This is a genomic window from Palleronia pelagia (assembly GCF_900110115.1).
Taxonomy (GTDB): domain Bacteria; phylum Pseudomonadota; class Alphaproteobacteria; order Rhodobacterales; family Rhodobacteraceae; genus Palleronia; species Palleronia pelagia.
Map to the genome: position 1 here is coordinate 1 of NZ_FOCM01000001.1, position 22382 is coordinate 22382.

General features: G+C 68.0%; 22 protein-coding genes, 1 tRNA gene and 1 pseudogene. 14 read left to right on the top strand and 10 right to left on the bottom strand.

Annotated features, from left to right (window positions below):
- Positions 1–47: 47 nt before the first annotated feature.
- Positions 48–131, bottom strand: a tRNA-Tyr gene (locus BMX96_RS19485).
- 86 nt (positions 132–217) lie between these two features.
- Between BMX96_RS19485 and BMX96_RS00005 the strand changes: the two genes are divergently transcribed.
- Both BMX96_RS00005 and BMX96_RS00010 read left to right on the top strand, forming a co-directional pair.
- Complete coding sequence (locus tag BMX96_RS00005) at positions 218–1000, top strand: TrmH family RNA methyltransferase (protein WP_091842820.1); 783 nt, start codon at positions 218–220, stop codon at positions 998–1000.
- Positions 1001–1160: 160 nt separating this feature from the next.
- Complete coding sequence (locus BMX96_RS00010; RefSeq protein WP_091842823.1) at positions 1161–1625, top strand: CoA-binding protein; 465 nt, start codon at positions 1161–1163, stop codon at positions 1623–1625.
- Positions 1626–1763: 138 nt separating this feature from the next.
- Here the strand turns inward: BMX96_RS00010 and BMX96_RS00015 are convergent, their stop codons facing one another.
- Complete coding sequence (locus BMX96_RS00015) at positions 1764–2072, bottom strand: phosphoribosyl-ATP diphosphatase (RefSeq protein WP_091842825.1); 309 nt, start codon at positions 2070–2072, stop codon at positions 1764–1766.
- Positions 2069–2830 carry an imidazole glycerol phosphate synthase subunit HisF gene (gene hisF / locus BMX96_RS00020; RefSeq protein WP_091842828.1) on the bottom strand — a complete coding sequence of 254 codons (762 nt, stop codon included), beginning with the start codon at positions 2828–2830 and terminating at the stop codon, positions 2069–2071. Before hisF ends, BMX96_RS00015 begins: the two co-directional genes overlap by 4 nt.
- Positions 2831–2930: 100 nt before the next feature.
- On the opposite strand from hisF, the gene BMX96_RS00025 reads away from it, so the two are divergent.
- Positions 2931–3374, top strand: a complete 444-nt coding sequence (locus tag BMX96_RS00025) for a DUF302 domain-containing protein (RefSeq protein ID WP_091842830.1) — start codon at positions 2931–2933, stop codon at positions 3372–3374.
- A gap of 112 nt (positions 3375–3486) precedes the next feature.
- Entirely contained in the window at positions 3487–3642 is a 156-nt protein-coding gene (locus BMX96_RS19490) for a hypothetical protein (RefSeq protein ID WP_175481614.1), read from the top strand.
- Positions 3643–3672: 30 nt separating this feature from the next.
- Here BMX96_RS19490 and hisA read toward each other — a convergent pair whose 3' ends face one another.
- Positions 3673–4389: a 1-(5-phosphoribosyl)-5-[(5-phosphoribosylamino)methylideneamino]imidazole-4-carboxamide isomerase gene (hisA, locus tag BMX96_RS00030; protein ID WP_091842833.1), complete on the bottom strand. Its 717-nt coding sequence runs from the start codon at positions 4387–4389 to the stop codon at positions 3673–3675.
- Positions 4390–4521: 132 nt separating this feature from the next.
- Here hisA and BMX96_RS00035 point away from each other — a divergent pair, with 132 nt between their 5' ends.
- The 3 genes from BMX96_RS00035 (at position 4522) to BMX96_RS00045 (ending at position 6094) form a co-directional block, all read left to right on the top strand.
- Positions 4522–4911, top strand: coding sequence for a DUF2147 domain-containing protein (locus BMX96_RS00035; protein WP_091842835.1), 390 nt, complete (start codon positions 4522–4524; stop codon positions 4909–4911).
- Between the two features lie 79 nt (positions 4912–4990).
- Positions 4991–5806, top strand: coding sequence for an alpha/beta fold hydrolase (locus BMX96_RS00040; RefSeq protein WP_091842838.1), 816 nt, complete (start codon positions 4991–4993; stop codon positions 5804–5806).
- Between the two features lie 45 nt (positions 5807–5851).
- On the top strand, positions 5852–6094 hold the full coding sequence (locus BMX96_RS00045; RefSeq protein ID WP_091842840.1) for a hypothetical protein: 243 nt from the start codon (positions 5852–5854) through the stop codon (positions 6092–6094).
- Positions 6095–6122: 28 nt separating this feature from the next.
- On the opposite strand, the gene hisH is transcribed toward BMX96_RS00045, so the two are convergent.
- The gene (gene hisH / locus BMX96_RS00050; protein ID WP_091842843.1) at positions 6123–6764 is read right to left on the bottom strand and encodes an imidazole glycerol phosphate synthase subunit HisH; all 642 of its coding nucleotides are present in this window, start codon (positions 6762–6764) and stop codon (positions 6123–6125) included.
- A 4-nt stretch (positions 6765–6768) separates the two neighbouring features.
- Positions 6769–7356: an imidazoleglycerol-phosphate dehydratase HisB gene (gene hisB, locus BMX96_RS00055; protein WP_091842846.1), complete on the bottom strand. Its 588-nt coding sequence runs from the start codon at positions 7354–7356 to the stop codon at positions 6769–6771.
- A gap of 325 nt (positions 7357–7681) precedes the next feature.
- Between hisB and aceE the strand changes: the two genes are divergently transcribed.
- From aceE to BMX96_RS00080, 5 genes are all read left to right on the top strand, one after another.
- Positions 7682–10336: a pyruvate dehydrogenase (acetyl-transferring), homodimeric type gene (gene aceE / locus BMX96_RS00060; protein ID WP_091842849.1), complete on the top strand. Its 2655-nt coding sequence runs from the start codon at positions 7682–7684 to the stop codon at positions 10334–10336.
- A gap of 31 nt (positions 10337–10367) precedes the next feature.
- Positions 10368–11705 carry a 2-oxo acid dehydrogenase subunit E2 gene (locus BMX96_RS00065; protein ID WP_091842851.1) on the top strand — a complete coding sequence of 446 codons (1338 nt, stop codon included), beginning with the start codon at positions 10368–10370 and terminating at the stop codon, positions 11703–11705.
- A gap of 15 nt (positions 11706–11720) precedes the next feature.
- Complete coding sequence (gene lpdA, locus BMX96_RS00070) at positions 11721–13484, top strand: dihydrolipoyl dehydrogenase (RefSeq protein WP_091842854.1); 1764 nt, start codon at positions 11721–11723, stop codon at positions 13482–13484.
- Positions 13485–13693: 209 nt separating this feature from the next.
- Entirely contained in the window at positions 13694–14191 is a 498-nt protein-coding gene (locus BMX96_RS00075) for a phasin family protein (RefSeq protein ID WP_073128838.1), read from the top strand.
- Between the two features lie 118 nt (positions 14192–14309).
- On the top strand, positions 14310–15590 hold the full coding sequence (locus BMX96_RS00080) for a DUF3422 family protein (RefSeq protein ID WP_073128839.1): 1281 nt from the start codon (positions 14310–14312) through the stop codon (positions 15588–15590).
- A 4-nt stretch (positions 15591–15594) separates the two neighbouring features.
- Here BMX96_RS00080 and BMX96_RS00085 read toward each other — a convergent pair whose 3' ends face one another.
- The gene (locus tag BMX96_RS00085; RefSeq protein ID WP_236736899.1) at positions 15595–16977 is read right to left on the bottom strand and encodes an MATE family efflux transporter; all 1383 of its coding nucleotides are present in this window, start codon (positions 16975–16977) and stop codon (positions 15595–15597) included.
- Between the two features lie 121 nt (positions 16978–17098).
- On the opposite strand from BMX96_RS00085, the gene BMX96_RS00090 reads away from it, so the two are divergent.
- Both BMX96_RS00090 and BMX96_RS00095 read left to right on the top strand, forming a co-directional pair.
- Positions 17099–18262 carry a M20 aminoacylase family protein gene (locus BMX96_RS00090; protein WP_091842860.1) on the top strand — a complete coding sequence of 388 codons (1164 nt, stop codon included), beginning with the start codon at positions 17099–17101 and terminating at the stop codon, positions 18260–18262.
- Positions 18259–18999, top strand: a complete 741-nt coding sequence (locus tag BMX96_RS00095) for a glutamine amidotransferase (RefSeq protein ID WP_091842863.1) — start codon at positions 18259–18261, stop codon at positions 18997–18999. The genes BMX96_RS00090 and BMX96_RS00095 overlap by 4 nt, the downstream gene beginning before the upstream one ends.
- A 54-nt stretch (positions 19000–19053) precedes the next feature.
- On the opposite strand, the gene BMX96_RS19780 is transcribed toward BMX96_RS00095, so the two are convergent.
- From BMX96_RS19780 to moaA, 3 genes and pseudogenes are all read right to left on the bottom strand, one after another.
- Positions 19054–20109 carry a glycosyltransferase family 4 protein gene (locus BMX96_RS19780; protein ID WP_236736949.1) on the bottom strand — a complete coding sequence of 352 codons (1056 nt, stop codon included), beginning with the start codon at positions 20107–20109 and terminating at the stop codon, positions 19054–19056.
- Between the two features lie 606 nt (positions 20110–20715).
- Positions 20716–21342 (bottom strand): annotated as a pseudogene (locus BMX96_RS19785) (3-deoxy-D-manno-octulosonic acid transferase); the annotation flags it as partial.
- Positions 21339–22343, bottom strand: a complete 1005-nt coding sequence (gene moaA, locus BMX96_RS00105) for a GTP 3',8-cyclase MoaA (protein WP_091844356.1) — start codon at positions 22341–22343, stop codon at positions 21339–21341. The pseudogene BMX96_RS19785 and the gene moaA, both read right to left, overlap by 4 nt.
- Positions 22344–22382 lie beyond the last annotated feature (39 nt).

Consider the following 22382-nt stretch of genomic DNA (forward strand, 5'->3'; position numbering starts at 1 on the left):
GCAAGCGGACAGGCTCGGTGCGGCGGTTGATCGTGTAAGGGGGAGGTTGGTGGGCGACCCTGGAATCGAACCAGGCGTGCGTCTCCGCGAGGGAGTTACAGTCCCCTGCCACACCTTGCGGCCTGTCGCCCAACGTGCGCCGAGGTATCGCCGCGCCGCGGGAGGGTCAAGACGAAATTCTCTTGTCATCGCTGCGATTGGCCCGCATCACCGCGCCATGGCCAGGAAACCCCAACGCATCATCGAGAAGGAGCGGGCGCGGCGCGACGCGGCACGCTCCACCCTGTGGCTTTTCGGGCTGCACGCGGTGCGCGACGCGCTGCTGAACCCCGCGCGGCAGAAGCTGCGGCTGGTGGTCACGCGCAACGCCGAGGACCGGCTGGCCGACGCCATCGCCGCGTCGGAAATGACGCCCGAGATCGCGGATCCGCGCAAGTTCCCCGCGCCGCTCGATCCCGGATCGGTGCACCAGGGCGCGGCGCTCGAGGTGCGTCCGCTGGACTGGGGGCCGCTCGACGATCTGCTGGCGCGGGCCGGGGGGCCGCCGCGCCTAGTGCTGCTGGACCGGGTGAGCGACCCGCACAACGTGGGCGCCATCCTGCGCTCGGCCGAAGTGTTTGGGGCGACGGCGGTGATCGCACCCGCCCGCCACGCGGCGCCGGAAACCGGGGCGCTGGCCAAGACGGCGTCGGGCGCGTTGGAGCGCCAGCCCTACCTGCGTGTGGGCAACCTGGGCAACACCATGACCGCGTTGGCGAAATCCGGCGTGATCCTTTTGGGGCTGGACGGGGAGGCCGAGACCTCAATCGCCGATGCGGCGGCGCAGTATCACGACCGGCCGCTGGGCCTGGTGATGGGGGCCGAGGGGCCCGGGCTGCGCGCACGCACGCGCGAGCTGTGCCATGGGCTGGTGCGGATCGACGCGGCCGGAGGCTTCGGCTCGCTGAACGTGTCGAACGCGGCGGCCGTGGCGCTCTATGCCACGCGAATCGCGCGGTGATCACACTCGCGCGACCGGATCTGGTGCAACCAGGCGGTGATTCCCAAGTTTATTCCCGTGGCACCCGATCCGGAACTTCGGGTGACCTGTCACTGTCCCTCGTTCCGAAACTCGCGCCCGGGCCTTGCGCCACGGGCGCTTTTTTGTCGAAGGTGCGGCCATGGATGACAGCGACCTAAAACGGATCCTGACCGGCACGAAGACCGTCGCCTGCCTCGGCGTCTCGCCCAACCCGGTGCGCCCCAGCTATTTCGTGGCCCGCTACCTGAGCTTGCGCGGCTTCACCGTGCATCCGGTGAACCCGGTGGCCGCGGGGCAGCGGATCTTCGGGCGCGAGGTCCTGTCGAGCCTGTCGGACCTGCCCGCGGGGGTGCAGATGCTCGACGTCTTCCGCCGCTCGGAATTCGTGCCCGAGATCGTCGACGAGGCGCTGGAGGTCATGCCCGATCTCAGCGTGATCTGGATGCAGATCGGCGTGCAGAACGAAGAGGCCGCCGCGAAGGCGCGGGCGCGGGGGATCGAGGTGGTGATGAACCGCTGCCCCAAGATCGAGTACCAGCGCCTGTTCGGCGAGTTGCGCATGGGCGGCTTCGCGACCGGGGTGATCTCGTCCAAGCGGCGGTAGGGTGCCGGACCGGTCACGGGGGCGCCGCCCCCGTCCGCTGCGCGGACTCCCCCGAGGTGTTTCGGGAAAGATGAAGTCGGGGTTGTTCCTGGCTTTGCGACATGGGCAGTTGCTGGCGCCGCGGTCCTGATCCGGCGTTCAGCGCGCGGCTTTTTCGGCGAGTCCGGATTGCGACTGGCGCCGGGCGAGTTCGGCCTCGATATCGGCCAAGCTCACGTCGCGGGCGGCGCACATGACCAGCAGGTGATAGAGCGCGTCGGCGGCCTCGGATGCCAGGCGGTCGCGGTCGCCCTTGACGGCCTCGATGATCGCCTCGACCGCTTCCTCGCCGAACTTTTCGGCGCATTTCTCGGGACCCTTCGACAGGAGCCGCGCGGTCCACGAGCTGTCGGGATCGGCCTCCTTGCGGGCGGCGATGGTGGCGGCGAGATCGTGCAGCGCGCTCATGTCAGCCTCATGGGGATGCCGGCGGCGGCCATGTGGGCCTTGGCCTCGGCGATGGAATAGTCGCCGAAATGGAAGATCGAGGCGGCCAGCACCGCCGACGCGCCCCCCTTGGTCACCCCTTCGACCAGGTGGTCGAGCGTGCCCACCCCGCCCGAGGCGATGACCGGCACCGAGACCGCGTCGCTGATCGCGCGGGTCATGGGCAGGTTGAACCCGGCCCGCGTGCCGTCGCGATCCATCGAGGTCAACAGGATCTCGCCCGCGCCCTTGGCCACAACGGTGCAGGCGAATTCCACCGCGTCGATGCCGGTGGGGCGGCGGCCGCCATGGGTGAAGATCTCCCACCGGTCCTCGGACACCGCCTTGGCGTCGATGGCCACGACGATGCATTGCGAGCCGAAGCGGTCGGCGGCTTCGGACACCACGTCGGGGTTCGCCACGGCGGCCGAGTTGAAGCTGACCTTGTCGGCGCCCGACAGCAGCAGGTTGCGCACGTCGTCGGCGGTGCGCACGCCGCCGCCGATGGTCAGCGGCATGAAGCAGTGCTCGGCCGTCCGGGTGACCAGGTCGAACATCGTGCCGCGGTTCTCGTGCGTGGCGTGGATGTCGAGGAAACACAGCTCGTCCGCGCCGGCCGCGTCATAGGCGATGGCCGCGTCCACCGGGTCGCCCGCGTCGCGCAGGTCGACGAAGTTCACGCCCTTGACCACGCGGCCATCGGCGACATCGAGACAGGGGATGATCCGGGTCTTGAGCATGGCCCGCTTCTAGCGCGGGCATCACGTTTGTGCCAGTGGCCGATCGACGGGCCGGGCGCGGGCTATGTTCCGGGCAATACAGCAATCCGGAGGAGCAATCATGCGCAGACTTATCCCGGTCCTTGGGGCCCTGCTGGCCGCGACGCCCGCCCTGGCCGACTACCAGCGGATGCAGGCGGAGGGCTCGGTCCCGGACGCCATGGCGCGCCTGACCGCCGCTGTGGAAGAGGCGGGGGCGACCGTGTTCGCCACCATCGACCACGGCGCGGGCGCGGCGTCGGTGGACATGGAGTTGCCCGACAGCCAGCTTTTGATCTTCGGCAACCCGATGCTGGGCACGCCCGCCATGCAGGCCGACCCGCTGGCGGGGCTGCATCTGCCGCTTAAGATCCTGGTCTATTCCGATGGCGACGGTCAGACCTGGGTCGCCTACGAGGAGGTCGACGACACGTTCGATGAGCTGGACGCCGTGGAAGACCTGGAGGTTCTCGAGCAGATGGAAGGCGCGCTCGGCAAGTTTTCGTCGGCCGCGGCGGGCGAATAGGCGCCTCTGTGCCGATGGCGTGGCGGGGGCCTCGTCCGCCGGGATCGATGCCCCACCTGAACGTCAGACCGCGCCATTTCCGGCGCGGCGCATGACCGGAAAGGATGCCGCCATGACTCTGCGCACGATTCCCCTGATCCCCACGATGGCGCTTGCCGCCTTCCTCGGGCTGGCCGCCTGCCAGGAAGAAGAGGCCGAAACCGAAGACACCGGGGCCGAGACCGGCCAGATGGAAGAGACCGGAGAGGGTGAGGCCGAGACCGAATAGGTCCGGCCGGCCTGTCGCGGCGTGGGGCCCTCAGCCCAGCGCCGCGATGGCCTGCGACAGGTCCAGCGCGCCGTCGTAAAGCGCGCGGCCCGAGATCGCGCCCGCGATGACGCCCGTGTCGCGCAGGGCCAGAAGATCGTCCATGGACGACACCCCGCCCGAGGCGATGACCGGCATCTCGACCGCGCGCGCCAGCGCCGCAGTGGCGGCCACGTTCGGCCCCTGCATGGCGCCGTCACGGTCGATATCGGTGTAGATGATCGCGGCGACGCCCGCGTCTTCGAAGGATTTCGCCAGGTCGGTCACCTGCATGTCAGTCTCGGTCGCCCAGCCCCGCGTGGCGACGCGGCCATTGCGCGCGTCGAGCCCCACGGCGACCTTGCCCGGGAAGGCGCGCGCCGCCTCGCGCACAAGGTCGGGGTTCTCGACCGCCACGGTCCCGAGGATCACGCGCGCCAGGCCGCGGTCGAGCCACGCCTCGATGGTCGCCATGTCGCGGATGCCGCCGCCCAGCTGCGCGGGGATGTCGACGGCGGCGAGGATCGATTCGACCGCCGCGGCGTTCACCGGCCGGCCCTCGAACGCGCCGTTCAGGTCGACGAGGTGAAGCCATTCGCAACCGGCGGCCACGAAGCTTTGGGCCTGCGCGGCCGGATCCTCGCCGAAGACGGTCGCCGCCTCCATGTCGCCGCGCAGAAGCCTTACGCAGGCGCCGTCCTTCAGGTCGATGGCGGGGTAGAGGATCATGGCGCGGGCTCCTGTGGCGATTTCACCGCGCTTTTGCCCGCAGCGGCGAAGGCATGCAACAGACCCAACGTCAGTGTTGCGTGGCGCGCGGGTGCTGCGCATCGTCGGCGCAGTCTTTCGGGAGGAGATACCATGAAAAAGACCATTCTCGCCGCCATCGCCACGCTGGGCCTGGCCGGGGCCGCGCATGCCCAGGATGTCAGCGGCCAGTGGCGCACGCAGGCCGACGACAACGGCAACTTCGCGGTCGTGACGATTTCGCCCTGCGGTGGCGATTATTGCGGCGTGATCTCGGCGGCCTACGGCCCCGACGGCCGCCAGATCCAGTCGCCGAACGTGGGCCGGCGCATCGTCTGGGACATGACGCCCCAGGGCGGCGGGTCCTTCACCGGCGGCAAGATCTGGGCCCCGGACCGCGACAAGACCTACAACTCTAAGATGCAGCTTTCGGGCAATTCGCTGAAGGTCGAGGGCTGCGTCCTGGTGGTCTGCCGCGGACAGACCTGGGCCCGGGCGAACTGAGCAAGGCTGGCTGAGACCCGGCACGGGGCTAGGTCGTTCTTCAAGCGCGACACAGCGAAGGAGGACGCCACCCGTGCCGATGATCCAGACTGCCGACAAGATCGACCTTTACGTCAAGGACTGGGGGTCGGGCCGCCCGGTCATCCTGATCCACGGCTGGCCGCTGAACGCTGACGCGTGGGAGGCACAGGCACTGGCCCTGCTCGAGGCCGGCTTCCGCGTCATCAGCTACGACCGGCGCGGGTTCGGCCGGTCGGGCCAGGCCTGCAAGGGCTACGACTACGACACCATGGCCGATGACCTGGCGTCGATCATCCGCACGCTCGACCTGCGCGACGTCACCATCGTGGGCTTTTCCATGGGGGGCGGCGAGGTCGCCCGCTACATGACCCGCCACGGTACCGCGCGCCTGCGCAGCGCCGCGCTGATCGCGTCCATCGTCCCATACATGGCCAAGACCGGAGACAACCCCAAGGGCGTTCCGGCCGACGCGTTCCAGGGGATGAAGGACGGCGTGCGCGCAGACCGCCCGCAGTTCATGCGCGACTTCTTTCCCAACTTCTTCGGCAACGGGACCGATGCGGGCGGGGTCAGCGACGGCATGCTCGACTGGACCTTCAACATGGCGATGATGGCCAGCCCCAAGGCCACGATCGACTGCATCGACGCGTTCGGGACCACGGACCTGCGCGAGGACGCGCGCAAGATCGACGTGCCCGTGCTGATCGTCCACGGAACGGGGGACGAGATCGTGCCCATCGACGTGTCGGCTCGACAGGCGGCCGAACTGATCGAGCAGTCCACCCTGAAGGAATACGAGGGCGCGCCCCACGGCCTGACGGCGACGCATGCCGAGCAGCTGAACGCCGACCTGCTGGAGTTCCTGAAGGACTGAGGTCGCGTTCACCCATCGTAAGGGATCGCGGGGCAGGATGGGGTCATGCGATGCGCCCGTTCTGCCCTGCTGCCGTTGATCATTCTTGCCGCCTGCGGGTCCGGTGACGGCACCGAGGCGGGTAACACGGTGATGGTCGACACCTACCTGTCCACGCCGGATCCGGGATCGGCCAGCCGGGACGCGGCTGCGCGCAGGTGCCGGGCGCGGGGGCAGGGCGGTGCGACCCATATCGCGACGCGGGACACCGCACGCAGGACCGTGCGCCACGTCTTTCGCTGCGGCTGAGGGTCTGGGGACCAGCCCCGCGCGGGGGTCAGGGGGTCCAGGCCAGGAAATTCGCGATCAGGCGCAGCCCGGCCGATTGGCTTTTCTCTGGGTGGAACTGCGTGCCGACCCGGGTGCCATGGGCGACCACGGCGGTAATGTCGGTGCCGTAATCGCAGTGGGCCAGCCGCTGCGCCGGGTCGCGCATGGCCATGTGATAGGAGTGCACGAAATAGGCGTGATCGCCGGTCTCCAGCCCGTCCAGTACGGGGTGGGGCCGGTCGATGACCAGGTCGTTCCAGCCCATATGCGGCACCTTCAGCGCGGCGTCGCCGGGATCGATCGCGACGACGTCCGCGTCGATCCAGCCCAGGCCCTCGGTCTCGCGGTACTCGAACCCGCGCTGCGCCATCAGCTGCATGCCCACGCAGATGCCCAGGAACGGGCGGCCGCGCCCTTCGACGGTTTCCAGCAGCGCCTCGTGCAGGGCGGAGCGGTCGCGCACCAGCGCGGCGCGGCAGGCCGGGAAGGCGCCGTCGCCCGGCAGCACCACGCGGTCGGCGCGGGCCACGTCCTCGGGTCGCGACGACACCAGCACCCGGCCGCCATCGGTTTCGCGCGCCATGCGCTGGAAGGCCTTCTCGGCCGAATGCAGGTTGCCGCTGTCGGTGTCGATCAGGACGGTGAGCATGGGGTCAGAGCGCGCCCTTGGTCGAGGGCACGGCATTGGCCTTGCGCGGATCGGCCTCGACCGCCTGGCGCAGGGCGCGGGCGGTGGCCTTGAACGCGGCCTCGGCGATGTGGTGGCTGTTGATGCCACGCACCATGTCCAGGTGCAGCGTTATGCCGCCGTGGGTGCTGAACGCCTGGAAGAATTCGCGCACCAGCTCGGTGTCGAAACCGCCGATCTTCTGGGTCGGGAAGGCGACGTTCCAGCCCAGCCAGGCCCGGCCCGACAGGTCCAGCGCGCACATGACCTGCGCGTCGTCCATGGGCAGCGCGCACTGGCCGTAGCGCGCGATGCCGCGCTTGTCGCCCAGCGCCTTGGCCAGCGCCTGGCCCAGCGCGATGCCCACGTCCTCGACCGTGTGGTGGTCGTCGATATGCAGGTCCCCGCTCGCCTTGATCTTCATGTCGATCAGCGAATGGCGCGCCAGCTGGTCCAGCATGTGGTCGAAGAAGCCCACCCCGGTCTCCATGTCGTAGGATCCGGTGCCATCGAGGTCGACCATCACGGTGATGTCCGTCTCGGAGGTCTTACGGGTGATCGAAGCGCTGCGCATGTTGCGGCCTTTCGCCAGGGTCGGGTCTCAGCCCGGCTATAGGCGCGATGGCGCCGGCTGAAAAGCCTCGCCGCGCCGCGCGGAAAAAACCGGCGCAATTAGATGACATCCGCCCGGTGTTCGGGTTTACCTAGTGACATGACGGGGTTGCACAAACCCTCGGTGTCGCGTTGGACTGCTCCGGACTAAGGTCTAGCTAGCCACTAGGCGACATTACCAGGCCGACGGGAGGCGTCCTGGCGTCGGGAGAGCAAGCTGCCATAGCGCCGCCTGCCACCCACAGCGCCCGATCTCTCCCACGGTACGAACGCGAAGGGATGAGACTATGAAAGACGGCCAATCGGATATCGACCCCGTAGAATCCCAGGAGTGGCAGGAGGCGATCGAGGACGTCATCGCCCGCGACGGCCCCGACCGTGCGCATTTCCTTCTGGACAAGGCCGTGTCACAGGCCCGCGCCCACGGCGCGCAGCTGCCCTTCTCGTCGACCACGCCCTACCAGAACACCATTCCCGCCGACGAGCTGCTGGAAATCCCCGGCGACGCCGAGATGGAAAAGCGCATCCGCTCCATCAACCGCTGGAACGCCATGGCGACCGTGGTGCGTCGCAACAAGGAATCGTCGGAATACGGCGGTCACATCGCCAGCTTCGCGTCCTCGGCGGCCATGTACGACATCGGGCTCAACCACTTCTGGCGCGCCAAGTCGTCCATCCACGGCGGGGATCTCGTCTTCTTCCAGGGCCACATCATCCCCGGCATCTATGCCCGGTCCTTCATGGAAGGCCGCATCTCGGAAGACGAGCTGATCAATTTCCGCTCGGAGGTCGCGGGCAACGGGCTGTCGTCCTACCCGCACCCCTGGCTGATGCCGGATTACTGGCAGTTCCCAACCGTCTCCATGGGCCTCGGCCCGCTCATGGCGATCTACCAGGCGCGGTTCATGAAATACATGCACAACCGCGGCCTGATCGATGCCGCGGACCGCAAGGTCTGGTGCTTCCTCGGCGACGGCGAGATGGACGAACCCGAAAGCCTTGGCGCCATCAACCTCGCCGCGCGCGAGAAGCTGGACAACCTGATCTTCGTCATCAACTGCAACCTGCAGCGGCTCGACGGCCCGGTGCGCGGCAACCACAAGATCGTGCAGGAGCTCGAGGGCAGTTTCCGCGGCGCCGGCTGGGAGGTCATCAAGACCCTCTGGGGCCGTGGCTGGGACGATCTGCTGGAGCGTGATACCTCGGGCAAGCTGCGCCAGCTCATGGACGAGACGCTGGACGGCGACTACCAGACCTTCCGCTCGAAGGATGGCGCCTATATCCGCGAGCACTTCTTCGGCAAGTATCCCGAGACGGCGGAACTGGTCGAGGACTGGACCGACGAACAGATCTGGAACCTGCGCCGCGGCGGGCACGACCCGCAGAAGGTCTATACCGCCTACAAGCGCGCGACCGAGGTCAAGGACCGCCCCACCTGCCTGCTGATCAAGACGGTCAAGGGCTATGGCATGGGCAAGGCCGGCGAGGGGCAGAACACCACCCACCAGCAGAAGAAGCTGGACGAGGAACAGCTTCTGGCCTTCCGCGACCGCTTCAAGATCGACCTGAGCGACGAGGACGCCAAGAAGGCGCCGTTCATCACGCTCAACAACGCGCAGAAGGCCTACCTGGCCGACCGCCGCAAGGATCTGGGCGGTCCGTTTCCCGCGCGCTTCACCGACAGCCCGTCGCTCGAGGTGCCGTCGCTCGACGCTTTCTCGCGCGAGCTGAAGGACAGCGGTGACCGCGAATTCAGCTCGACCATGGCCTTCGTGCGCGTGCTGACCACGCTGCTGCGCGACAAGAAGATCGGCGAACGCGTCGTGCCCATCGTGCCCGACGAATCCCGCACCTTCGGGATGGAGGGTCTGTTCCGCTCGGTCGGCATCTACAACCCGCTGGGGCAGAACTACACGCCCGAGGACCGGGACCAGATGTCCTACTACAAGGAGGCTCTGGAAGGTCAGGTGCTCCAGGAAGGCATCAACGAAGCAGGTGCCATGGCCGACTGGATCGCGGCGGCCACGTCGTATTCGACCCACGGCGTGCCGATGATCCCGTTCTACATCTACTACTCGATGTTCGGCTTCCAGCGGATCGGCGACCTGGCCTGGGCCGCCGGCGACAGCCGCGCGCGTGGCTTCATGCTGGGCGGCACGGCCGGACGGACCACCCTGAACGGCGAGGGTCTTCAGCACGAGGACGGGCACAGCCACATCCTGAGCTCCACGGTGCCGAACTGCATCAGCTACGACCCCACCTTCAGCTATGAGGTGGCGACCATCGTGCAGTCGGGCCTGAAGCGGATGTTCGCGGACCAGGAGGATGTCTACTTCTACATCACCCTGATGAACGAGAACTATCACCACCCCGAGATGCCCATGGGCAGCGAGGAGGGGATCCTCAAGGGGCTCTACCGCTTCCGCAAGACCGACAAGCCCGGCAAGAAGCACGTGAACCTGATGGGGTCGGGCACGATCCTGGTGCAGGTGATAAAGGCGGCCGAGATGCTGAAGGAGGATTTCGGCGTCACCAGCGACATCTGGTCGGCCACGTCCTTCAACGAGCTGGCCCGCGACGGGCAGGACTGCGCCCGCCACAACCGCCTGAACCCCTTCGCCGAGCCCAAGGTGCCGTATGTCACCCAGACGCTCACCAACGCCAAGGGGCCGATCGTGGCGGCGACCGACTACATGAAGAACTTCGCGGAACAGATCCGCGGCTTCGTCGAGCAGCCCTACACGGTGCTGGGCACCGACGGGTTCGGCCGGTCCGACAGCCGCGTGAACCTGCGCCGCTTCTTCGAGGTCGACGCGAACCACATCGCGGCGGCGGCCATGCACGAGCTGTTCAAGCAGGGCACGGTCACCAAGGCCGACATGGAAAAAGCGTTGAAGAAATACGAGATCGACGGCGGCAAGCCCAACCCGCGGCTGGCCTGAAGTCGACCGATAACGAGGAGACAGAAGAACAATGGCAACAGAAGTTAAAGTTCCCGATATCGGCGATTTCGATGACGTTCCCGTCGTGGCCGTTCTGGTCAGCGTCGGCGATACCGTCGCGAAGGAAGACCCGCTGATCGAGCTGGAGTCCGACAAGGCCACCATGGAAGTGCCCAGCTCGCACGCGGGCAAGGTCGTCGAGATGAAGCTCAGCGAGGGCGACAGCGCCTCCGAGGGCACCGTGATCCTTCTGCTCGAGGAAGAGGGTGCCGGCGGCGGTGACGACTCCGGTGGCGACGACGACAAAGCCGGGGCCGACAGCGGCGGAAAGGACAAGCCCGCCGAGGCCTCGGGCGGTGGCCAGGAGGGCTATGGCGACGGCGACCAGAAGGGCCAGAGCGCCGCGCCCGCGTCGAACGCCCAGTCGTCCAACACCGTGGTCGACACCGGTAGCTCGAAATTTCACGCCTCGCCCAGCGTGCGCGCCTTCGCCCGCCGGGTGGACGTGGACCTGCGGCAGGTGAACGGGTCCGGCCGCAAGGGCCGCATCCTGCGCGAGGATGTCGAGAAGGCGCTGAAATCCCAGGCCGCGCCGTCGGGCGCCAGCGCCGGGCAGGCCGCGCAGGGGGGCATGGGCATCCCGCCGATCCCGGCGCAGGACTTCTCGAAGTTCGGCGAGGTCGAGAATGTCGAGATGACCCGGATCCAGAAGATCTCGGGCCCCGCGCTGCACCGGTCGTGGCTGAACATCCCGCATGTCACCCACAACGAGGACGCGGATATCTCGGTCACCGACGATTACCGCAAGGAGCTGGACACCCAGGCCAAGAACGAGGGCTACCGCGTCACGCTGCTGTCCTTCGTGGTGAAGGCCAGCGTCAGCGCGCTGAAGACGCATTGGCAGTTCAACAGCTCGCTCCACCCCGATGGCGACAAGCTGATCCGCAAGCATTACTACAATATCGGCTTCGCCGCGGACACGCCGAACGGGCTGATGGTGCCGGTCATCAAGGATGCCGACAAGAAGGGCATCGTCGAGATCTCGAAAGAGCTCGGCAGCCTCAGCGCCGCCGCGCGCGACGGCAAGCTGAAGGGCGACGACATGAAGGGCGCGACCTTCACGATCTCGTCCCTGGGCGGCATCGGCGGCACCAGCTTCACCCCCATCGTCAACGCGCCCGAGGTCGCGATCCTGGGCCTGACCAAGTACTGGATGAAGCCCATCTGGGACGGCGAGACGTTCGTGCCGCAGAAGACCCTGCCCATGAGCCTCAGCTACGACCACCGCGCCATCGACGGGGCGCTGGCCGCCAAGTTCGCGGCGCGCCTGGCCTATCTCATGGCGGACCCCCGCCGGTTGATGCTGTAAAGAGGGAAGCGAGACATGGCTGATATCAAACTTCCCGACATCGGGGATTTCACCGATGTGCCCATCGTTGCCGTGCTGGTCAGCGTGGGCGACAAGGTCGAGGCCGAGGACCCGCTGATCGAGCTGGAATCCGACAAGGCCACGATGGAGGTGCCGAGCCCGCAGGCCGGCGTCGTGAAAGAGATCAAGGTCAAGGAAGGTGACACCGTTTCCGAAGGCGACCTGATCATGGTGTTCGAGGGCGCCGACGAAGGGTCCGGCGGCGGCGGGGGCGGCGACGACAAGCCCGCCGAGAAGGCCGAGGCGCCCAAGCAGGACGACACGCCCGCGCCCAAGGCCGCGTCGGGCACCAAGGCCGGGTCGGGCGACATGCACGCCGACCTGGTCGTCCTTGGCTCGGGGCCGGGCGGCTACACGGCCGCTTTCCGCGCCGCGGACCTGGGCAAGTCGGTGATCCTGATCGAGCGTTATTCCACCATCGGCGGCGTCTGCCTGAACGTGGGCTGTATCCCGTCGAAGGCGCTGCTGCACGCCGCCAAGGTCATCACCGAGACCGAGGAGATGTCGTCGCACGGCCTGGCCTTCAATCGTCCCGAGATCGAGCTGGACAACCTGCGGTCCTGGAAGGACGGCGTGGTCAAGCAGCTGACCGGCGGCCTTGCGGGGCTGTCGAAGCAGCGCAAGGTCCAGATCGTGAACGGCTGGGGCGAATTCTCGGGCGCGAACTCGATCAGCGTGTCGACCGATGACGGCCAGAAGACCGTGACCTTCGACCAGTGCATCATCGCCGTGGGCTCCACCCCGGTCGAGCTGCCGTTCATTCCGCACGATGACGAACGCATCGTCGACAGCACCGGCGCGCTGGAACTGTCCAACATTCCCAAGAAGATGTGCGTCCTCGGCGGCGGCATCATCGGGTTCGAGATGGCGACCGTCTACGAGGCCCTGGGCTCCGAGGTGACCGTGGTCGAGATGATGGACCAGATCCTGCCCGGCGCCGACAAGGACATCGTTAAGCCCTTGTCCAAGCGCATGGAGAAGCGGCTGAAATCCATCAAGCTGAAGACCAAGGTCACGGACGTGAAGGCCCAGAAGAACGGGCTGAAGGTCACCTTCGAGGACGAGAAGGGCGAGTCGAGCAGCGAGATGTTCGACAAGATGCTGGTCGCCGTGGGCCGTCGCCCGCTGGGCGCGTCCTGCGCCGCCGACAAGGCCGGCGTGAAGGTCAGCGACCGCGGCTTCATCAACGTGGACCACCAGCAGCGCACCAACGTGGATCATATCTTCGCCATCGGCGACGTGGTCGGCCAGCCCATGCTGGCGCACAAGGCGGTGCACGAGGGCAAGGTCGCGGCCGAGGTCGTCTGCGGCGAGAAACGCGCCTTCGACGCCCGCATCATCCCCTCGGTGGCCTATACCGACCCCGAGGTGGCGTGGTGCGGCGTGACCGAGGAGCAGGCCAAGAAGGAAGGTCGCAAGATCCACAAGGGCGTGTTCCCCTGGGCCGCCTCCGGCCGCGCGCTGGCCAATGGCCGGTCCGAGGGGATGACCAAGCTGATCTTCGACCCCGAGGATGACCGGGTGATCGGCGGCGCCATCGTCGGCACCAACGCGGGCGACCTGATCTCGGAGGTGGCGCTGGCCATCGAGATGGGGTCCGACGCGGTGGACCTGGGCCACACCATCCACCCGCACCCGACACTGTCCGAGACGGTGAACTTCGCGGCCGAGATGTTCGAGGGCACCATCACGGACCTCATGCCGCCGAAGAAGAAATGAGACTCGAGACGGCCGCGGATCCCTTCCGCGGCCGTTTCGCTTCGGGGTGTCCGTGTTGCCCGTTCAGCCCGGATGTTCCTGAAAACAAAGGGTTTCGAAATAGCGTGCCGATTGAAACCGGACCGGTTCACGCTAGGTAAGCCCATAAGATACAGTGAGGGGGCGTGCCGCCCGGTGCGCCCCGACCCCGCAACGAGAGGAGACGCCCCATGGCACAGAACAATCCCTTCGACATGAATCCCTGGATGAAAGCCTTTGATCCCGAGGAGATGCGCAAGATGTGGGATCCGCAGAACATGATGAGCATGTTCCAGCAGCAGCCCAAGGGCCAGATGTTCGACATGGAAGACGTCATCAAGGCCAACCAGCGCAACTTCGACGCCATGGCCGAGGCCAACAAGTCGGCCGCCGAGGCCTATAAGGGCCTGCTGGATAAGCAGATGGAAATCTTCGACAAGATGACCGATGCCGCCCGCCAGCAATACGAGTGGATCGAGGCGAATACCGGCCCCGAGCAGATGAAGGCCAAGACCGCCGCCATGAACGACGCGGTGGAAGAAGCGCTGAAGATGATGCGCAAGATGGCCGAGGACGCCCGCAACGCCAACGAAGAAGCCTTCAAACAGGCGCAGGGCCAGATGAAAGAAGCAGTCAGCAAGGTCGAGGAAACGGCCAAGAAGGCGGCGGCGCAAGCCAAGAAATCCTGAGGCTTCCGCGTCGGCAGTATACCGACGTATTCCGCTAAATATCGGGAAACGCTGCACATTCAGCGTTTCCCTTTTGCGTTCCAAGGGCTAGCGTGGCGCAAATCCGCGCGAGGTTCCCATGGCGTCCATCAACGATCATCCGCTGCGTTACGCGCTGGCCAACGAACTTCACGCGCGGCCTTTCCCGTCGCTCAGCGCGCCTTGTTTCGCTGCCTATCTCGCGATCAAGGCGCCCGAGAATGCCGCCGGTCGCGACCGCACCGCCGACCGCGACCACCTGGTCGCGCTGCTCGACCGCTTCGGCGCGCAGCACCCCAAGGCCGACGCCACCCACTGGTTCGGACAGATCGGCCGGTACGAGCTGAAATGGGAGCAACATACCGAGTTCGTGACCTACACGATCTTCGGGGACGGCGTGGCCGAGAAACCGTTCGACAGCGGCATTTTCGACGTCTTTCCGAACGACTGGCTGGCCGACGCGCCGGGGGCGCGCATCACCTCGGCGCTGATCCGGGTCGAGGAACGGCCCGACGACGACACGGTGCGTGATCGGCTGGCCAAGTGGTTCGTGCCCGAAAGCCTGGCCGCCTCCGAGGTTCTGGACCGCAGCGCCCTGATCGCCAGCGACTTCCGCATCGACACGACGGGGCATATGCGGATGGCGGTCTTCACCAAGCCCGATATCGGCAACCGCCGCGTGGGTCGCATCGTGCAGCGCCTGTGCGAGATCGAGACCTACAAGACCATGTCCATGCTGGGCCTCGCCCGCGTGCGCAGCCTGTCGGCCAAGCTGGGGCAGCTCGACCGGGACCTGACGCGGCTGATGGACGACATGACCGGCGACAACGCCCGCCCCGAGGCGACGCTGAAGGCGCTGCTGGGCGTCTCGGCCGAGCTCGAAACCATCCTCGCCCAGACCTCGTTCCGGTTCGGCGCCACCGGCGCTTACGAGGCGCTGGTGAACCAGCGGGTAAAGGTCCTGCGCGAAGAGGCTTTCGAGGGCCGCCAGACCATCGGCGAATTCATGATGCGCCGGTTCGACCCGGCCATGCGCACCGTCACCGCGACGCGCGGGCGGTTGCAGGAAATGTCCGAACGCGCTCTGCGCGCGGGTGAATTGCTGCGCACCCGGGTCGATGTCGAACGCTCGGCCCAGAACCAGGACCTATTGGAAAGCATGGATCGCCGGGCCGACCTGCAACTGCGGCTGCAACGCACGGTCGAAGGCCTGTCGGTGGTGGCGATCAGCTATTACGCGCTGAACCTGGTGCTGTACGTCGCGGCGCCTATCTTCGCCGCGATCGGCGTGTCCAAGGCGATCGGCACGGCAATCCTGGTCCCGCTGGTGGTGCTGGCCGTGTGGGCGCTGGTCCGCCGCATTCGCAACGCGATCGAGTAGGCGCTCACTCGGCCGGGCGCGCGCTGGGGACGGGGACGCCGGGCAGGTCCAGCGACAGGATGCCGGTCCAGCGGGCCGCCACCAGCGCGGCCAGCGACGCCGCCACGTTGGCCACCGCGGCCGCGACGGCGATGCCGGTGAACCCCATGACCCCCACCAGCGCCCAGGCCAGCGGGATATAGACCAGCAGGATCCGCCCGAGGCTCAGCCCCATGGAGACCGTGGCCCGCGACCGGGCGTTCATCGCAGCGTTTGCCGTGACCATCATGCCGTAGCCGAACAGCGACAGCCCGGCGATATGCAGGTAGGTCGTGGCGATCTGCGCGTCTTCCTCGCCCGAGGCGATCGCCCCGGCGAAGACATCGCCGAACAGCAGCAACAACGCCGCCAGCGCCGCGCCGTAGAGAATGCACAGCAGGAAGGTGAAGCGCATGGCGCCGCCCGCGCGATCCTGCCGGTCGCCACCCCAGTTCTGGCCGATCACCGGCCCGATCCCCGAACTCAGCGCCAGCATCGGCACCAGCGCCAACGTCTGGATCCGGGTGGCCGCGCCGAACCCCGCCACCGCCGCGTCGCCCAGCGTCGCAACGGCCGCCGTGACCGCGGCCATGCCCATAGGATTGATCGCGTTCGAGAATGCGGCCGGCAGCCCTACACCCAGGATCTGGCGCGCGCTGTTCCACAGGTTCTTCAGCGGATCGGCGCACAGCGTCAGGTGCCCGCTGCGCAGTGCCCACGCCAATCCGAACAGGACGGCCAGCAGCCGCGCGAGGAACGTGGCCAGCCCCGCGCCGCCGGTGCCCATCTCGGGCAGGCCCCACATCCCGAAGATCAGCAGCGGATCGATCGCGATGTTGAAGACGGATTGCCCCGACATGATGATCGACGCCGTGACCGCGTTCCCGTGCGCCCGGAATATGGCCCCCAGCTGCATCGAGATCACCAGCAGCGGGAAGGACATCAGCCACCACCCCATGTAGGCGCGGATCTCGGGCAGGGTGCGGTCCGTTGCGCCCAGCAGGGAAAAGATCGGGTTCAGCAGAAGCCACAGGACAAGGGCCGTGATCACGCCGATCGCGATGCCCAGTCCCAGGGCGTGGAAGGCCACGCGGTTGACGGCGCCGTCGCCATCGGCGCGGCCGATCCCCTGGCTCAGCGCCGCGTTGCTGCCCGCCGACAGCCCGATGGACAATGACGTGATCGCCGTGGCGACGGGGAAGAAGAAGCCGACGGCGGCCAGCTGCGCCTGGCCGACCTTCCCCAGGAAGAACGCGTCGGCCAGCCCCACGGCGATCACGCCGAAAATGCCCACGACCATGGGGGCCGAAGTGCCCACCACAGCCCATCGCACCGATCCTGCCGTAAGATCCCTGTCGCCCTTCGCCATGCCGTATCCCGTGCCGCGTGTTCTTGCGGAGCTAGCGGCGGCGCCGTCGCAGGCAAGCCGCGGGTCTTGTGGCCCGGCCGCGCCTGTCCCATCCTGCGCGCCAAGCCGACAGGAGCCCCCCATGCCCATCAAGAACCGTTTCGCCGAAATGCTGCCCGAAATCACCGCCTGGCGGCAGGATCTGCACGCCAATCCCGAGATCCTGTTCGATACGCACCGCACCGCCGCGCTGGTGGCCGAGCGGCTTCAGGCCTTCGGGTGCGACGAAGTGGCCACCGGCCTGGGTCGCACCGGCGTCGTCGGCATCATCGAAGGCAAGACCAACAACTCGGGCCGCACGATCGGGTTACGCGCGGACATGGACGCGCTTCCGATCCGCGAGGCGACGGGCAAGCCCTATGCCTCGACCACCGACGGCGCGATGCATGCCTGCGGCCACGACGGTCACACCGCCATGCTGCTGGGCGCCGCGAAATACCTGGCCGAGACGCGCAATTTCGACGGCCGCGTCGCGGTGATCTTCCAGCCCGCCGAAGAGGGCGGTGGCGGCGGCCGCGAGATGTGCCGCGACGGCATCATGGAACGCTGGAACATCGAAGAGGTCTACGGCATGCACAACTGGCCCGGCATCCCCGTGGGCCAGTTCGCGATCCGCCCCGGGCCCTTCTTCGCCGCCACGGACGTGTTCGACATCGTGGTGGACGGGCAGGGCGGTCACGCCGCCAAGCCGCACGAAACGGTCGATCCCATCGTCTGTGCCGCGCAGATCGTCTCGGCGATCCAGTCCATTGCATCGCGCAACGCCGACCCGGTGGAACAGATCGTGGTATCGGTCACCTCGGTCGAGTCCTCGTCCAGGGCCTTCAACGTGATCCCCGGATCGGTGGCGATGAAGGGCACCGTGCGCACGCTGAGCCCCGCCATGCGCGACCTGGCGCAGACCCGGCTGAGCCAGCTGGCCGAAAGCGTGGCGGCGGGCTTCGGCGCCGTGGCGCGGGTGGATTATGATCGGAACTACCCGGTGATGGTGAACCATCCCGACCAGACCGATTTCGCGGCGCAGGTCGCCGCCTCGGTGGCCGGAGACTGCGCGCATGCGCCGCTGGTCATGGGGGGCGAGGATTTCGCCTTCATGCTGGAGGAGCGGCCGGGCGCCTACATCCTTGTGGGCAACGGCGATACCGCGCCGGTCCACCACCCCGAATACGATTTCACCGATGACGCGATCCCTGCCGGCTGCTCGTGGTGGGCCGGCATCGTGGAACAGCGACTGCCGGCGGCGTGAAGCCGGTCCTGATCCTCCAGGGCCGCCCCGAGGACGTGGCGGCCGACGAGGAATACGAGGCGATCCTGCGCCGCGGCGGTTTGACCGGGGACGACACGCTGCGCGTGCGGCTGGAGCGCGACGGCCTGCCGGACGGCCTGTCGCTGGACGATGTCGGCGCGATCATCATGGGCGGTGGGCCCGCCTGCGTCTCCGATGACCCCTCGACCCGCAGCGCGCCCGAGACCCGCATCGTCGAAGGGCTGCGCGCACTGCTGGTCGATATCTGCGCGCGCGACCTGCCGTTTCTCGGCTGTTGCTACGGGATCGGGGCGCTGGCCGATTTCCTGGGCGGCCCGGTCTCGAAGGAGCGTTGGGGCGAGGGCGTATCGGTGACCGATTGCCGTGTGACCGATGCGGGCCGCGCCGATCCGCTGCTGGAAGGTGTGCCCGACCGTTTCGGCGCGCTGGTGGCCCACAAGGAGGCGGTGCAGGCCCTGCCGCCGGGCTGCGCGCATCTGGTCGAGGGGCCGGACTGCCCGTTCCAGATGATCCGCCACGGGCGCAACGTCTATGCCACGCAGTTCCACCCCGAGGCCGACGCCGCCAGCTTTGCCCTGCGCATCGATGTCTATGCCGACCGCGGCTATTTCGAGCCGTCCGAGGCCGAGCGGCTGAAGGCCCTTGCCGCCGCCGGGCCGGTGGACGCGTCGCACCGGATCCTCGCCAACTTCGTCCGGCGGTATCGCGGGGCGTGAGGCGTGGGATATGAGTATTTGTAGACCAGTGATGAGGCTGGGGCGCGCCCTGCCTCAGGCGCGGCGCAGCAGGTCGCGGTAGATCGCGATCAGCGCGTCCGCCTCGGATTGCAGGGTGAAATGCGCGCGGACATGTGCGCGGGCGGCGGCGCCCAGCTGCGCCAGCCGGTCGCGGTCGGACAGGGCCGTGCGCACGGCGTCGGCGATGACCGACGCCTCCCCAGGCGGCACCAGCGCGCCAGTCTCGCCGTCCACCACGAGTTCGTCGAAGGCGCCGACCGTGGTGGCGATCACCGGCACGCCGCAGGCCATGGCCTCGAGCGGGGTCAGGCCGAAGCCTTCCCACCGCTGGGGCGCGACGTAGAGGTCGAGCGCGGCGTAATGGTCGGCGATCTCGTGCACCGGAACTTCGGGCGGGAAGAGGATGCGCCCGGACAGGCCAGCGGCCTCCACGCGCGCCTTCAGGTCCTGCAGGAAGGCGCGGTCCTTCTCGGTCGCGCGGCCCATGATCAGCGCGGTGGCGTCGGGATGCGCGGGCAGGACCGCGAGCATCGCGTCGACGAACAGGTCCGTGCCCTTTGAGCTTCGGATGCGCCCGAAGCAGCCGATCAGCAGCCCGTCCGGCAGGCCCAGCCGATGCCGCAGCGCGGCGCGGTCCGGGGCAGGGGTGAAGGCGTCCGTGTCGATCCCGTGGCGGATGACGGTGGCGGGCCGGTCGAGATAGGCGGCGGTCTTGTCCGACGTCGCCACCACGGCATCCATGCGCGCGATCAGCCACTTGGTCAGCCCGGTGTGCCGCCGCTGCGAGGCCGAGGTGAACAGCAACGCCATCCGCTTGCGCAGCAGGTGGCGCAAGGCGAGGCCTCCGATCATCTCGACATTGCGGCGCGCGTGCCAGACGCGGCGCACCCGCCGGGGCAGAAGCGGCAACCGCCAGAGCGGGATCTGCGGAACGTGGTCGGGCAGGGCGGGGGCGGTGGCGCGGATGGCGATCTGGCGGGCCTGAAGCGGCACCAGTCGCACCACCGTGGCGGTCACGCCCGAGAGCCGGCGCTTGAAATTCGGGGCCAGGACGACGGGCGGCGCGGTCTCGGGCGGGTGGGCCGCCAGCGCGCGGAGCTCGTCCGCCACCGCGTCGAGGTCCGGGGCCTGCAATTCGGCGGCACCGGCGCGGTCGCCATCCAGGAAGGGCGCAATCGCGGCAGGCAACTGCGCCGGATCGTCTATCACGGTCGCGGCGCCCTGATCGACCAGGGCCGCGTAGATGTCGGCGGCGTTGGTGATATGCGGCCCCGTCACCGCGTGGCAGCCGAGTTGCGCGGGCTCCACCGGGTTGTGGCCGCCCATGTCGGTGAACGAGCCGCCGACGAAGGCCACGGGGGCGCGCGAGAACCACAGCCCGAGCTCGCCCAGCGTGTCGGCCAGGTAGACCTGGCAGCGCGCGTCGGGCAGCGCGGCGGTCGAGCGTTGGGTCACCCAGAACCCCCGGTCCTGCAGCTCGGCCGCGATGGCGTCCCCACGCTCGGGGTGGCGGGGGACGAGGATCAGCAGGAGGTCGGGGCGGTCGTTCAGGAGGGCGCGATGCGCCTCGGCGGCAATGACCTCTTCCCCCGGGTGGGTCGAGGCCGCGACCCAGACGGGCCGACCCGCCAGCGCGCCCCGCATTTCGTCCAGCCGGGCGGTGTCCACGGGCAGCGGATCGGCGGCCGTCTTCAGCGCGCCAATCACGCGCAGCCGGTCGTCCCGCGCACCGAGGTGCCGCAGGCCCAGCGCCGTCCGCTCGTCCTGGGCGAGGATCAGGCCGATCCGTTCCAGCATGTGGCGGGCCAGGGGGCGCAGCTTCTGCCAGCGGCGCAGCGACCGGTCCGACAGGCGCGCGCCCACCAGCGCGACGGGAATGGCGCGGTCGTGCGCTTCGGTGATCTGCCGTGGCCAGAGCTCGGATTCCGTGAGCACCAGCAGGTCCGGGCGCCAGTGGTCCAGGAACCGCCGCACGGCGCGCCCGGTGTCGAGCGGCGCGAAGCGGTGGACCAGGTCGGGTGCGCGGGCGGCCACCATCCGGGCCGACGTGGCGGTGGCGGTGGTCAGGACCACGGTGGCATCTCGCGACAGGCGCTGGGCGAGGGGGAGGATCGACATCGCCTCGCCCACCGACACGGCGTGGACCCAGATGACCCGTCCCGCCGGGCGATCGCCGGACGGCATCCCCCGGCGTTCGGGCAACCGATCCCCGGGCACGCCTTGCGAAGTCAGCTTGTCGGCATCCCGGCGATAGGCGACGGGCGCGATCCCCGCCGCCAGCACCCGGTACAGTGCGTAGAGCGCCCGGCCGGGCAGGCTCATCCGCCCGTGTGGCTCATGTGCCGGGTCATCTGCCCATCCGCGCGCTGGCGCGAATAGTCGAAATCATGGCCCTTCGGCTTCAGCGAGATCGCGGCACGGATCGCCTGTTCCAGCACCCGGTCGTCCTCGGAGGCGCGCAGCGGGGCGCGCAGGTCGGCCATGTCTTCCTGGCCGAGGCACATATAAAGTTCGCCCGTGCAGGTCAGCCGCACGCGGTTGCAGCTTTCGCAGAAATTATGCGTCAGCGGCGTGATGAAGCCGATATCCTGGCCCGTCTCCTCGATCTTGGCGTAGCGTGCCGGACCTCCAGTGCGCTTGGGGATATCGGACAGGGTATAGCGCTCGGCCAGTTGCCCGCGCAGGTCCTTCAGCGACCAGTACTGGCCGACACGGTCCTCGTTGCCCAGGTCGCCCATGGGCATGACCTCGATGAAGGTCAGGTCCATGCAGCGATCGGCGCACCACTCGGTCAGCGCGAACAATTCGTCCTCGTTGAAACCCTTGAGCGCGACGGTGTTGATCTTGACCTTCAGCCCGGCGGCCAGCGCGGCGTCGATCCCCTTCAGCACCTGCGGCAGGCGGCCCCAGCGGGTCACGCGGGCGAACTTGTCCTCGTCCAGCGTGTCGAGCGACACGTTCACCCGGCGCACGCCGGCGGCATACAGGTCCTCGGCGAAGCGATGCAGCTGCGATCCGTTGGTGGTGAGCGTCAGCTCGTGCAGGTCGCCGCTGTCCAGGTGCCGCGACATGGAGCGGAAGAAGGTCATGATATCGCGGCGCACCAGGGGCTCGCCGCCGGTGATGCGCAGCTTCTTCACCCCCAGCCGGACGAAGGTCGAGCACATGCGGTCGAGCTCTTCGAGCGTCAGCAATTCCTTCTTGGGCAGGAACTGCATGTTCTCGGCCATGCAATAGACGCAGCGAAAATCGCAGCGGTCGGTGACGGAGACGCGCAGGTACGAGATCGCGCGCTGGAACGGGTCGATGAGGGGTGCAGTCATGGTGGGGAAGCTAAGGGTCGCGCCGTCGGCCCGCAAGCC

Coding starts and splice junctions, on each gene's coding strand:
- BMX96_RS00005 (WP_091842820.1), top strand. CDS start 218: ATGGCCAGGAAACCCCAACGCATCATCGAGAAGGAGCGGGCGCGGCGC.
- BMX96_RS00010 (WP_091842823.1), top strand. CDS start 1,161: ATGGATGACAGCGACCTAAAACGGATCCTGACCGGCACGAAGACCGTC.
- BMX96_RS00015 (WP_091842825.1), bottom strand. CDS start 2,072: ATGAGCGCGCTGCACGATCTCGCCGCCACCATCGCCGCCCGCAAGGAG.
- hisF (WP_091842828.1), bottom strand. CDS start 2,830: ATGCTCAAGACCCGGATCATCCCCTGTCTCGATGTCGCCGATGGCCGC.
- BMX96_RS00025 (WP_091842830.1), top strand. CDS start 2,931: ATGCGCAGACTTATCCCGGTCCTTGGGGCCCTGCTGGCCGCGACGCCC.
- BMX96_RS19490 (WP_175481614.1), top strand. CDS start 3,487: ATGACTCTGCGCACGATTCCCCTGATCCCCACGATGGCGCTTGCCGCC.
- hisA (WP_091842833.1), bottom strand. CDS start 4,389: ATGATCCTCTACCCCGCCATCGACCTGAAGGACGGCGCCTGCGTAAGG.
- BMX96_RS00035 (WP_091842835.1), top strand. CDS start 4,522: ATGAAAAAGACCATTCTCGCCGCCATCGCCACGCTGGGCCTGGCCGGG.
- BMX96_RS00040 (WP_091842838.1), top strand. CDS start 4,991: ATGATCCAGACTGCCGACAAGATCGACCTTTACGTCAAGGACTGGGGG.
- BMX96_RS00045 (WP_091842840.1), top strand. CDS start 5,852: ATGCGATGCGCCCGTTCTGCCCTGCTGCCGTTGATCATTCTTGCCGCC.
- hisH (WP_091842843.1), bottom strand. CDS start 6,764: ATGCTCACCGTCCTGATCGACACCGACAGCGGCAACCTGCATTCGGCC.
- hisB (WP_091842846.1), bottom strand. CDS start 7,356: ATGCGCAGCGCTTCGATCACCCGTAAGACCTCCGAGACGGACATCACC.
- aceE (WP_091842849.1), top strand. CDS start 7,682: ATGAAAGACGGCCAATCGGATATCGACCCCGTAGAATCCCAGGAGTGG.
- BMX96_RS00065 (WP_091842851.1), top strand. CDS start 10,368: ATGGCAACAGAAGTTAAAGTTCCCGATATCGGCGATTTCGATGACGTT.
- lpdA (WP_091842854.1), top strand. CDS start 11,721: ATGGCTGATATCAAACTTCCCGACATCGGGGATTTCACCGATGTGCCC.
- BMX96_RS00075 (WP_073128838.1), top strand. CDS start 13,694: ATGGCACAGAACAATCCCTTCGACATGAATCCCTGGATGAAAGCCTTT.
- BMX96_RS00080 (WP_073128839.1), top strand. CDS start 14,310: ATGGCGTCCATCAACGATCATCCGCTGCGTTACGCGCTGGCCAACGAA.
- BMX96_RS00085 (WP_236736899.1), bottom strand. CDS start 16,977: ATGGCGAAGGGCGACAGGGATCTTACGGCAGGATCGGTGCGATGGGCT.
- BMX96_RS00090 (WP_091842860.1), top strand. CDS start 17,099: ATGCCCATCAAGAACCGTTTCGCCGAAATGCTGCCCGAAATCACCGCC.
- moaA (WP_091844356.1), bottom strand. CDS start 22,343: ATGACTGCACCCCTCATCGACCCGTTCCAGCGCGCGATCTCGTACCTG.